General features: G+C 57.8%; 12 protein-coding genes. 9 read left to right on the top strand and 3 right to left on the bottom strand.

What is annotated here, in order from left to right; translation table 11 throughout:
• Positions 1 to 159: 159 nt before the first annotated feature.
• The gene (locus tag NZK35_RS22100) at positions 160 to 741 is read right to left on the bottom strand and encodes a sigma-70 family RNA polymerase sigma factor (protein WP_259634697.1); all 582 of its coding nucleotides are present in this window, start codon (positions 739 to 741) and stop codon (positions 160 to 162) included.
• Positions 742 to 939: 198 nt separating this feature from the next.
• Between NZK35_RS22100 and ruvB the strand changes: the two genes are divergently transcribed.
• The 3 genes from ruvB (at position 940) to NZK35_RS22085 (ending at position 4,167) form a co-directional block, all read left to right on the top strand.
• Positions 940 to 2,001: a Holliday junction branch migration DNA helicase RuvB gene (gene ruvB / locus NZK35_RS22095; protein WP_259634696.1), complete on the top strand. Its 1,062-nt coding sequence runs from the start codon at positions 940 to 942 to the stop codon at positions 1,999 to 2,001.
• 34 nt (positions 2,002 to 2,035) lie between these two features.
• Positions 2,036 to 2,689 carry an endonuclease III gene (gene nth / locus NZK35_RS22090; RefSeq protein ID WP_259634695.1) on the top strand — a complete coding sequence of 218 codons (654 nt, stop codon included), beginning with the start codon at positions 2,036 to 2,038 and terminating at the stop codon, positions 2,687 to 2,689.
• A gap of 104 nt (positions 2,690 to 2,793) precedes the next feature.
• The gene (locus NZK35_RS22085; RefSeq protein ID WP_259634694.1) at positions 2,794 to 4,167 is read left to right on the top strand and encodes a UTP--glucose-1-phosphate uridylyltransferase; all 1,374 of its coding nucleotides are present in this window, start codon (positions 2,794 to 2,796) and stop codon (positions 4,165 to 4,167) included.
• 129 nt (positions 4,168 to 4,296) lie between these two features.
• Here NZK35_RS22085 and NZK35_RS22080 read toward each other — a convergent pair whose 3' ends face one another.
• A complete protein-coding gene (locus NZK35_RS22080; RefSeq protein WP_259634693.1) occupies positions 4,297 to 4,668 on the bottom strand; it encodes a DUF952 domain-containing protein in 372 nt (123 codons plus the stop codon).
• A gap of 159 nt (positions 4,669 to 4,827) precedes the next feature.
• On the opposite strand from NZK35_RS22080, the gene NZK35_RS22075 reads away from it, so the two are divergent.
• From NZK35_RS22075 to NZK35_RS22050, 6 genes are all read left to right on the top strand, one after another.
• Positions 4,828 to 5,031, top strand: a complete 204-nt coding sequence (locus NZK35_RS22075) for a hypothetical protein (protein ID WP_259634692.1) — start codon at positions 4,828 to 4,830, stop codon at positions 5,029 to 5,031.
• Between the two features lie 140 nt (positions 5,032 to 5,171).
• Positions 5,172 to 5,975, top strand: coding sequence for a WbqC family protein (locus NZK35_RS22070; RefSeq protein WP_259634691.1), 804 nt, complete (start codon positions 5,172 to 5,174; stop codon positions 5,973 to 5,975).
• Positions 5,972 to 6,946 carry a glycoside hydrolase family protein gene (locus NZK35_RS22065; RefSeq protein WP_259634690.1) on the top strand — a complete coding sequence of 325 codons (975 nt, stop codon included), beginning with the start codon at positions 5,972 to 5,974 and terminating at the stop codon, positions 6,944 to 6,946. The genes NZK35_RS22070 and NZK35_RS22065 overlap by 4 nt, the downstream gene beginning before the upstream one ends.
• Positions 6,943 to 7,923: a glycoside hydrolase family protein gene (locus tag NZK35_RS22060; RefSeq protein ID WP_259634689.1), complete on the top strand. Its 981-nt coding sequence runs from the start codon at positions 6,943 to 6,945 to the stop codon at positions 7,921 to 7,923. The genes NZK35_RS22065 and NZK35_RS22060 overlap by 4 nt, the downstream gene beginning before the upstream one ends.
• 3 nt (positions 7,924 to 7,926) lie before the next feature.
• Positions 7,927 to 8,403, top strand: a complete 477-nt coding sequence (locus tag NZK35_RS22055) for a GNAT family N-acetyltransferase (RefSeq protein WP_259634688.1) — start codon at positions 7,927 to 7,929, stop codon at positions 8,401 to 8,403.
• Positions 8,400 to 9,164 (top strand): class I SAM-dependent methyltransferase, encoded by a 765-nt coding sequence (locus NZK35_RS22050; protein WP_259634687.1) that lies wholly within the window; start codon positions 8,400 to 8,402, stop codon positions 9,162 to 9,164. The genes NZK35_RS22055 and NZK35_RS22050 overlap by 4 nt, the downstream gene beginning before the upstream one ends.
• A gap of 18 nt (positions 9,165 to 9,182) precedes the next feature.
• Here NZK35_RS22050 and NZK35_RS22045 read toward each other — a convergent pair whose 3' ends face one another.
• Positions 9,183 to 10,280 carry a DNA glycosylase AlkZ-like family protein gene (locus tag NZK35_RS22045; RefSeq protein WP_259634686.1) on the bottom strand — a complete coding sequence of 366 codons (1,098 nt, stop codon included), beginning with the start codon at positions 10,278 to 10,280 and terminating at the stop codon, positions 9,183 to 9,185.
• Between the last annotated feature and the right edge of the window lie 92 nt (positions 10,281 to 10,372).

Here is a 10,372-nt window from a genome sequence, read left to right as displayed (position 1 = left end):
TCTTCAGATGAGGGCCCGTAGGCTCGCGCCAAACGGCTGATATTCGTTTGACATCAGCCGGTTCGCGCCAGCGTCCGGGCCCCCTCATTCATGTTAACTTAGCGGTATTGGGCTTCAGCCGCCCCGTGTCGCTGCTCCGCAGCGAGCAGGGGCACACCATCATTCCCCAAGTTGCTTCCGCAACGCCTTCATCCCGCGATGCAACAGCCCCGCGACGGCGCCGGTCGACTTCCCCAGCTCCGCGGCCACTTCACTTAACTTCATGCCTTCCAAGTAATGCAACCGAACGGCATCGGCCTGGGCTTCGGGAAGCTGGGCAATCGCCCGACTGATCTGAATCACGCTTTCGCCGAACGCGACGTTCTGACTGGGCGTCGGAGCGTCGCCGGCGAGGAGTCCCTCCAGGCGCATCGACGAGGCGGCGAGCTTCTGCTCCATCGATTGTTCTCGGCGGATGTCGCGTTTGTCGCGGTGAAGGTCCCGATCGAGGTGGCACAGATGGTGCGCCAGGATCTGCCTCAGCCAGGCCAACAATTCGCCTTCGGTGGACCCGCGAAACCCCTCGAATCCCTGCACGGCCTGCATCATCGCCTGCTGCACCATGTCGGAGGCCCCGATTTTTGCCTGATAGGCCCGCCGCATCCGCGTCCGCGCCAGCATCCGCAGGTAGGGCTCGTATTGGGCGACGATCGCGGGGTCGGAGACGTCAATTGAACGAGAGGAAGAGAGGGAGTCAGTCATTGGAAAATCCTTGCGTGGGCGGTGCCGATGGGGTATCTGCAGGGGCGTTGGCCTGTCTCCAAAGCGGGGATTGGCCTGCCCCGGCCGAGAATCGTCGGGCACCGATCAAATCTCGCGCCGACTTGAAAGGCAAATTCGGTTAAAACAACGGTTGCAAAAAATTCGTCGCAAATGCGTTTCCACACGGATGAGTACCCAATGGCGCGAGAAGCAGTCTACCAACAATCCGATCCCGCGGTCCCGGGTGATCTTCCGCCGGGAGATCCGCCGGTCGTTGCGTCGGCCAGTGCCGAGGGTCCCGACGACCAGGAGAGAAAGCTGCGCCCGCGTCGGCTGGACGAAATGGTCGGCCAGCGTGATGTGATCGAGCGGCTGAAGATTGCGATCGATGCGGCCACCGGACGCGGCGAACCTCTCGGGCACATCCTGTTTGACGGGCCTCCGGGGCTGGGCAAAACGACGTTCGCGACGGTCATCCCGGCCGAAATGGGCACAACGGTGCAAATGGCCAACGGGGCCGGGCTGAGTGCCCCCAAGGATTTGCTCCCCTATCTGACCAATGTCTCGGAAAAGTCGGTGTTGTTCATCGACGAAATCCACCGGGTGCCCAAGGCGGTCGAAGAGTACCTGTACACGGCAATGGAGGATTTCCGGATCGACATCGTGCTCGGCGAAGGGGTCAACGCTCGAACATTGAACTTTGAACTGCAACCCTTCACCCTGATCGGCGCGACCACACGTGCCGGCATGCTGAGCGCGCCGCTGCGTGACCGATTCCAGATCCGCGAGCACCTGGGATGGTACAGCGACGACCAGCTTTGCGAACTGGTGATTCGAAACGCCAAAAAGCTGTCCGTCGAGATCGATCAACCGGCCGCCGGAGAGATCGCGCGCCGAAGTCGTCGGACGCCGCGTTTGGCCAACAATCGACTGCACTGGGTTCGCGATTACGCCCAAATCAAAGCGAAAGGGTCCGTCACGATCGGTGTCGCCCGTGATTCGTTGGACATGATCGGGATCGACAAACTGGGATTGGATAAACAGGATCGCAACTACCTGGAAACGTTGATCCGCGTGTTCGGCGGTGGCCCCAGCGGGCTCGAAGCGATCGCCCACACGATGAACGTCAGCAGCGATACGTTGGAAGACGAAGTCGAACCGTTCCTGTTACGCAGTGAACTGATCGTCCGAACGCGTCGCGGACGAATGGCCACCAGCAAGGCATTCGAGCACATGAAAATGCCCCCGCCGACCCTCTAAGTGGCGTAAGCTTCCCGCTTGCGATCTGCCAACGATGCTGAAGCATGAACGTGCCGCGCTGGTGCAGCGGCGATTAGACGAACTCTACCCCGAAACGCCGATCCCGCTCGATCACACCGATGCGTTCACGTTGCTCGTTGCCGTCTTGTTGAGCGCGCAATGCACCGACAAGAAAGTCAACGAGGTCACTCCGGAGCTGTTTCGTGTCGCCGGAACGCCGCAGAAAATGGCCGCGCTGGGGCAAGAGACGATCCTTGAGATCATTCGTCCGCTGGGCCTGTCCAAGCAAAAAGCCAAAAGTCTTGACGGTTTATCCAAGATCCTGATCGAGAAACACGAGGGCCAGGTTCCGCAAACGTTCGAGGAGCTGGAGGCCTTGCCCGGCGTCGGTCACAAGACGGCCAGTGTGGTCATGGCCCAGGCGTTCGGGATTCCGGCGTTTCCCGTCGACACGCACATTCACCGACTCGCCCAGCGATGGGGACTCTCCAGCGGAAAGAGTGTGGTCCAAACCGAAACGGATCTGAAGAAATTGTTTCCGCGTGAATCGTGGAACAAGTTGCATCTGCAGATCATCTTCTATGGGAGAGAGTTCTGTACCGCGCGGGGTTGTGACGGAACCAAATGCGACCTTTGCCGCGAGCTGTACCCGAATCGAAAAAAGCCGGTCGCGTTGAAAAAGCCGTGAGGGCGGACTCCTCACCCTGACGGACTTGATCTGATCTGCGACTCGCCTTACACCTATAAACTCAACCGATCAAATAGAAATTTCCTCTGTCGACGCATCCAAACATGTCTTCTAATTGGCCCGCCGTGCAAGCCGTTCTCGAAAACGCCGACGTCCCCGACATTGTGAAGGGCTTGTTTCGGCAACACTACGAAAAACTCTGCTCAGGCACGGAAAGCTACATCCGCGAATCAGAGATCCAGCCGGTCTCGGATGTGGTCGATGCCGAAACACTGCCGCCGTCCATGCAAGACGCCGGTCGAGCTGGACTCGATTCCGTTGCCGTGTTGAAACTCAACGGCGGACTGGGGACATCGATGGGCTTGGAAGGCCCCAAGTCTCTGTTGCCTGTGCGTGGTGAAGATTCGTTCCTCAGTTTCATCCTTCGCCAAGCCGAACAGCTGTCGGTGCCGCTGGTGCTGATGAACAGCTTTTCGACGGCAACGCAAACCGACGAAGCGATTGCGGCGCTGGGCGACCTCGATGTGGAGGTGATCTCGTTCCTGCAGCACCAAGTCCCAAAAATCGATGCCAAGACGCTCGAACCTGCCGTCTGGCCGGCCGATCCATCGATGCAATGGTGCCCTCCCGGTCACGGCGACATTTACGCGGCTTTGGTGACCAGTGGTACGCTCGAACGATTGCTCAAAGAAGGCCGGCGCTACTTGTTCGTCTCCAACGCGGACAACCTGGGTGCGACCTTGGATCTGAGCATTTTGGGGCACTTCATCGAAAGCGGGAAATCGTTCTTGATGGAAGTCGCCGATCGCACGGCGGCGGACCGCAAGGGCGGCCACTTGGCCCGTCGCGGCGACGGACAACTGTTGCTGCGTGAAAAAGCCCAGTGCCACGACGAAGAAGAAGGACAGTTTCAAGACATCACCAAGCATCGCTACTTCAACACCAACAACCTGTGGATCGACTTGGTCGCCCTGTCCGAGTTCCTGCAATCAAACGATGGCGTCGTCTCGCTGCCGACGATCACCAACCGAAAAACGGTCGACCCGAAAGATCCTTCGTCGACGCCGGTCTACCAGCTTGAAACCGCGATGGGCGCCGCGATCGAAGTGCTGCCCAACACCGATGCCATTCGCGTTCCCCGGTCACGATTCGCTCCGGTCAAAACGACCGGTGACCTGATCGCCGTGCGTTCCGACGCCTATGAAGTCCGCGAAGATTATTCAGTGGGGCTGATCGCTCAGCGAAATGGCGTCCCGCCACACGTCGCCCTGAATGATCGCTACTTCAAAAAGATCAGCGACCTCGACCAGCGGTTTGATGACACGCCGTCGCTGCGAAGCTGCGAGACGTTGAACGTCAGCGGGAACCTGAAACTGTCCTCCGGCATCACCATCCAAGGCACCGCGAGTCTGGTCGGAGGAGAAACTCCCGCGACGGTCCCGGCGGGAACCTACGAAGGCGAACAGACGTTCGGCTGATGGCGTCCGTCGCACAATCGAGCGGTTCATGCTGTGCATGACGAATGGCATGCACAGCATGCCCTACCGAATAGACGAATGGCATGCACAGCATGCCCTACCGAATAGGCTGTCAACCAGATTTCCCAATCACCCCGTCTCTTGGTCGAGCCGTTCAAACGAATCCGGAAACCGATGGCTGCCGTCGTCATTGATTGGCAACGGATCGCCGGAAATCACCGCGTTGAGTGGAATGTCACCATAGACATGCGGGAACAGAGCTCCGTCGCGCGACGCTTCCCACCGCAGCGTCTCGCCCAGTTTGCTCGCTTCGATTGTCAGCAACAGCAAATCCTCTCGCCCGGCAAAGTACAGCTTCGCCGTCGCCTCGACTTGGTTGTGGTCGGACAGGTGGATAAAGCCGTCGGTCAAATCGATGCCGCAGCCTGAGAAAACGCCCGCGGCCTGCGCGTCATCCCAATCGGCTTTCGCGAGGATCTTGTAGAGGGTTTGAGTGTTCAAAATAGGATTTCCTTATCGGGCTGCTCGGTCACGGAAGTCGCGTCGAATTCAGGATCCTGCGCGTCAAGGAGTTTTGACGCGGGCGGACCGCATCGACGGGGATGTGTTGACTATACTGGTTGCTAGCATCCAGCAATTGTCTCGACATGCTCGCAAGCCATGAATCCCTATCGCGCTCCGATCGCCACGCACGACAACCAACAGCCGGGGCTTTTGTGGGGAGTTGTGTCGGTATTCTGTTTCGGATGGGCGTTCGGGACGGCGACACGCGCTGAATTGGACGGATTCGGCTGGTTCGGCGTCGCGGTCTTCATCCTCGGCGCATGGCTTTGGACCAACTCTCGCGCTACGTCCGGCGGCTGAATTCGTTTTGAAGCTGGTCACTCCGTCTGGCTTCACGTCTGCACGCATCGTGACCTCGGACTTGCGAATCTCATTGCTAGCAATGAATTGATGTCGGCGTCGGCCCATTCAAGGTTCGTTCATGCAATGACGATATCCAAATGACGTGGGTGATGCCGCAAGCGGCTCACCAATCGACGCTCGAATTCCGACCACTTCCATCACGGGGCAAAGCAATGGGGGAGAAGCGGATCGCCATCATGCAGCCGTATTTCTTTCCCTACATCGGCTACTTTCATCTGCTCCACGCAGCCGACGCCTTGGTGCTCTACGACAATCTGCAGTACACCAAGAAAGGCTGGATCAACCGCAACCGGATGCTGGTCAACGGCAGCGATGTGTTGTTTTCGATTCCGCTGCGCAAGGCATCCGACTACAGCACCATCGAACAGCGAGAAGTCTCAGAAGCCTTCGATCGTCGCAAACTACTCAATCGAGTCCGCGCCGCCTACCAAAAGGCGCCACACTTCGCCGAAGCGATGGGTTTGTTTGCGACGGCGATCGAATACTCCGAACCCAATTTGTTTCGTTTCATCAAACACTCCCTCGTCCTGCTTTGCGAGCACCTGCAGATCAGAACACCGATCATTGACTCGTCCAGCGTTCGGATCGACCACTCGGCGCGTGGGCAAGACAAGGTCTTGGCGATCTGTCGCGTCCTGGACGCGACGACTTATGTCAACGCGATTGGCGGCGTGGAGTTGTACGACCAAGCGGAGTTCGGTGCGGCGGGTCTCGATTTGCGGTTCATCCAATCAGAAAACTGGTCTTATCAACAGTTTGATCATCCCTTCGTCGCGTGGCTTTCGATCCTGGATGTGCTGATGTTCAATCCGACAGAAAGGGTTCGTCAGTGGGTGGAAAACGGATACACGTTGGTTGCCAATCCCGCGCCGGTGTCATGACACAGCCTTATCGCTGGACAAAGCTGGGCAAGGTGTTTGACCCGACGGGATCGACCTGTCCCGGGGCAAGCTGGATTCAGGAGTTCGCTCAGGCGCCTTGCGTCGCGCCACACGACGATTTTTTGCGTGTGTATTTTTCCTGTCGTCCGGCGCCCGATTCGGACGGGCAATACACCAGCTACTCGACGTATCTGGACCTCGATCGATCCGACCTGCAAACCGTGCTCCGCGTCAACGATCGCCCCGTGCTGCCGCTGGGCGAGATGGGGATGTTTGACCAATTCGGCATCTATCCCATTTCCGTGATCCGCCACAGCGATGGGTTTCGTGCGTACTACGCGGGATGGACGCGATGTGAATCCGTTCCGTTCAACACGGCGATCGGTGTTGCGGAGAGTCATGACGGCGGCCAGACGTTCACGAAGCTCGGTCCCGGCCCGGTGATTCCGTACACGCCCGACGAACCCTTCGTGATCAGCGGCCCCAAGGTCCGCCGATTCGATGATCGATGGTATCTGTTTTACATCGCAGGCAGAAAGTGGATCGACGACAACGGCCGCGCCGAGCCGATCTACAAAATTCGCATGGCGACTTCCGATGACGGTCTCCACTGGCAAAAACACGGCAACGATCTGCTGGACAGCCGCATCGAACCCGACGAAGCCCAAGCCAGCCCCGATGTGATCTACTCCGGCGGCAAATACCACATGTTCTTCTGTTATCGCCGAAGCCGAAACTATCGCGGCAAAAGCGGCGGCTATCGGATCGGCTATGCCTCCTCCGAGGACCTATTCCATTGGACACGTGACGACGACCGGGCAGGCATCACGGTTTCCGACAGTGGCTGGGATAGCGAAATGGTCAGCTACCCGCACGTCTTCATCGACGATGGACGCACCTACCTGTTTTATCTCGGCAATCACGTCGGCAAGCACGGTTTCGGTGTCGCGGTACTGGAGGGACAGCTGTGACGAACCAAGCACCGCGATGGCGAAAACGGGGACGCATATTTGATCCGACCGACTACGACTTGCCCGCCGACTGCACCGAGTTCGCTCAGTCTCCACAAGCTTTGGTCTGCGACGGTTTCGTGCGCATCTATTTTTCCTCGCGACACCGCAACGCCGACACCGGCAAGTTTCTCAGTCACGTCTTGTTCGTCGACTATGACTGGGAAATGCAACAAGTCCTTCGGGTCGCAGAAAAACCCGTGATCCGTCTTGGAGGACTGGGCTGCTTTGATGAGCACGGAATCTTTCCACTGAGCCCGGTTCGGGTTGGTGATCAGGTGTTTGCATACACCTGTGGTTGGAGTCGACGGGTGGAGGTTTCTGTCGAAACGGGAATCGGGCTGGCGATCAGTGACGACGGGGGAACCACGTTCGAGCGTCATGGCGACGGTCCAGTCCTTTCGGCGACACTTCACGAACCCTGTCTGGTCGGCGACGGTTTTGTACGGCGTTTCGGTGACAGCTTCCACATGTGGTACATCTTCGGTCTGCCCTGGCGACAATATCCCGGTCAATCCGAACCCGATCGGATTTACAAGATCGCACACGGGACGTCACCCGACGGCGTCCATTGGAAAAAAACCGGCGGCGCACCACTGATCGCAGACTCGATCGGCGAAGATGAATGTCAGGCATTGCCGACGGTCATTGAATTGGACGGACGGTTTCACATGTATTTCTGCTACCGTTACGCCAACGATTTCCGCACCAACCCCGAGCGAGGCTACCGGATCGGCTATGCGTTTTCGGACGATCTTCAACACTGGACACGCGATGATGACCAGGTCGGCATCGAGCGTTCAGAGTCAACGGATGCGTGGGACAGTCACATGATGTGCTATCCCCACGTGTTTCACCACAACCAGAACACCTACCTGCTGTACAACGGAAACGAGTTCGGACGACGCGGTTTCGGAATTGCGGTGGCGGAGGCTTGATCGATGGAATCAACTCGGACAGCGCAATCAGTTCAGTACACGATCTCGCGAGCCACGCGTGTTGAAATCCTGGAGCATTTCGAAACCTGCTCGGGACAGTTCCGGCCGCCGCTTGCCGATCGTGTGGATCTGCCCAGCTACGCCGAGAAATTGTTCCGACGGTCCGTCACGTGGGAAGCCTGGCACCAGGCAAAACTTGTCGGATTGGTCGCCTGCTACTTGAATCAAGAAACCCAGCCCGTGAAGGCGTTCGTTTCCAACGTCAGCGTGTTGCAGGCCTATCGTTCACAAGGGATTGCGCGCCAGCTGATGGCTGACTGCCACCGTGAGGTGATGCAGCGTGGCGTCCAAGAGATCGCGTTGGAAGTTTCGGCGGAGAACGTACCCGCCATCGAGCTGTATTCAAAACTTGGATACCGTCGATCGGCCAGCAAGGGTCAAGACGTGTTGATGCAACTTATTTTGGGGACGGATGAATGACTGGCTCGAAGGAATCGCGAGACTACAACGCCGAACTACGAGACACCCCCGAGCACAAATACGCCTACAACTTTGATCTGGACGTGATGCATCGCTTCATGATCCGGTCGTTTGAGCCGTTTTTTCGATCGGGGAACTGCCTGGAATTGGGCAGCTTTCAGGGCAGCTTTACCAAGCGTCTGCTCGACCACTTTGACGACCTAACCTGCGTCGAAGCGTCCGATGCGGCGATCGCAAAGATGAATGAGACGCTCGCGGGCAAAGTCCGATGCATCCACGGGACGTTCGAGGAGGTGAAGCTGCCGACTCGATACGACAACGTCGTCTTGACCCATGTTCTCGAACACCTCGATGACCCCGTCTTGGTTCTCAAACGAATCAACCAGGAATGGCTTAGCGAGCAGGGCAGATTGTTGTTGGTGTGCCCCAATGCCAATGCACCGTCACGGCAAATCGCGGTGAAGATGGGGTTGATTTCGCATCACAGCGCGGTGACCGATGCCGAACGCGAGCACGGTCACCGGATCACCTACTCCTTAGACACGCTGGAACGGGACGCTCGAGCGGCGGGGCTAGATGTCGTCTATCGAACAGGCATTTTTTTCAAGGCCTTGGCGAATTTCCAGTGGGACCGATTGTTGCAAACCGACATCATTTCCGACGCCTACCTGGAAGGCTGTTATCAGCTCGGGCATGTCTATCCCGATCTCTGCGCGAGCATCTTTTTGGTTTGCCGTCGGGGTGATGTTCACGCCAATTGATTCACGGTGCAGGTTGCGTCACAACGCGAGTTCCCACGCACCGCTTTCCAAATCCAAGAACTTCGCCACCGCCTCCACTTCTGCTTCCGCCTGCGTTCGAAACGCTTTCTCCCGCGGTCGTTTGCCCGCGTACCCCAATTGCACGTTCAAGCGGTCGTCGATCACGCTGGCGTTTGCCCAGCCGATCACCTGATCGCGCCACAGAATCGGCATCGCATAGTACCCACGGATCCGTTTCGCCGCCGGGACATACGCCTCGAAACGATAGTCCCATCCCCACAACTGCCGGAATCTCGTCCGATCTCGCACCAAGGGATCGAACGGAGCCAGCATTCGAACCCGGTCGGGAACCTCGTCGCTCAGCCAATTCTCTCGTCTCCACAGGTAAGTGACGCCCGAGATGTGCACTTCTTTGAAGTGTCCGTCCTCAATCAACGACTCGACGACCTCCAATCGCTCCCGCCGCGACGGCAGCAGATGGTTGTGACTGCGTAATTCGGAAACCACCATTTGTTTCGTCGACGCGCCGAAGACATGAACCGTTGTCATGACAAGTTGACGATAGCGCGAGTGCGGATCTGCATCCTGTCGATCCGCCTGCTCGGGTACCTGATAGACACGGATCCCTTTCTCTCGGCGAACGACTCGCAAGTACCCCTGATGGTGAAGATGGTCCAAAATACGCTTGGTCTGTTGAGACTTGCCGCCCCAGTAGTTCTTCACACTCTTGCGTCCGAACCGCTCGTCCAATCCGCGCGGATGAACTTCGCCCAATTCCGCCACCGCGTCGAGCACGTCGCGTTCCAGCTTTTTCAGTTTCCGAATCGGACGCCAACGGAGTTCCCGCCAGACTTCGGGTGTCATGAACCCATACGCAAAAAGATAGCCTTCCTCCGCATCCAGATCGGGAAACGTCGCTTCCAAGTGACCTGCGACATACCCAACGACACGCTGTCGGAGCATCAAATCCTGAGCCCGTGCCGGCGATCGAATCGGGTCGGCCTGTACGAATTGAAGCCAACGCAGCGCATCAGACAATCGCTGAAAATCGGGAAAGGAACCGGCAACCACACGTCGCCTGAAATCAGTCAGTGCCAATCGCTCAATCGTCGCCATTGCCAGCCCAGTTTACAACAAAAAAAAGCACCTTCTCCCCGATCAACAAAATACCATCCGGCGACCGGTGGTGAAATCTGTGGCTCAGTGGG

It is taken from the genome of Stieleria sedimenti, from assembly GCF_025060895.1.
GTDB lineage: Bacteria > Planctomycetota > Planctomycetia > Pirellulales > Pirellulaceae > Stieleria > Stieleria sedimenti.
Note: the sequence above shows the minus strand (reverse complement) of the source record. Positions and strands in the feature narration are given on the sequence as shown.

What these genes read in the sequence shown, in the direction of transcription:
- NZK35_RS22100 (WP_259634697.1), bottom strand. Translation starts at nt 741, where the DNA reads ATGACTGACTCCCTCTCTTCCTCTCGTTCAATTGACGTCTCCGACCCC.
- ruvB (WP_259634696.1), top strand. Translation starts at nt 940, where the DNA reads ATGGCGCGAGAAGCAGTCTACCAACAATCCGATCCCGCGGTCCCGGGT.
- nth (WP_259634695.1), top strand. Translation starts at nt 2,036, where the DNA reads ATGCTGAAGCATGAACGTGCCGCGCTGGTGCAGCGGCGATTAGACGAA.
- NZK35_RS22085 (WP_259634694.1), top strand. Translation starts at nt 2,794, where the DNA reads ATGTCTTCTAATTGGCCCGCCGTGCAAGCCGTTCTCGAAAACGCCGAC.
- NZK35_RS22075 (WP_259634692.1), top strand. Translation starts at nt 4,828, where the DNA reads ATGAATCCCTATCGCGCTCCGATCGCCACGCACGACAACCAACAGCCG.
- NZK35_RS22070 (WP_259634691.1), top strand. Translation starts at nt 5,172, where the DNA reads ATGACGTGGGTGATGCCGCAAGCGGCTCACCAATCGACGCTCGAATTC.
- NZK35_RS22065 (WP_259634690.1), top strand. Translation starts at nt 5,972, where the DNA reads ATGACACAGCCTTATCGCTGGACAAAGCTGGGCAAGGTGTTTGACCCG.
- NZK35_RS22055 (WP_259634688.1), top strand. Translation starts at nt 7,927, where the DNA reads ATGGAATCAACTCGGACAGCGCAATCAGTTCAGTACACGATCTCGCGA.
- NZK35_RS22050 (WP_259634687.1), top strand. Translation starts at nt 8,400, where the DNA reads ATGACTGGCTCGAAGGAATCGCGAGACTACAACGCCGAACTACGAGAC.
- NZK35_RS22045 (WP_259634686.1), bottom strand. Translation starts at nt 10,280, where the DNA reads ATGGCGACGATTGAGCGATTGGCACTGACTGATTTCAGGCGACGTGTG.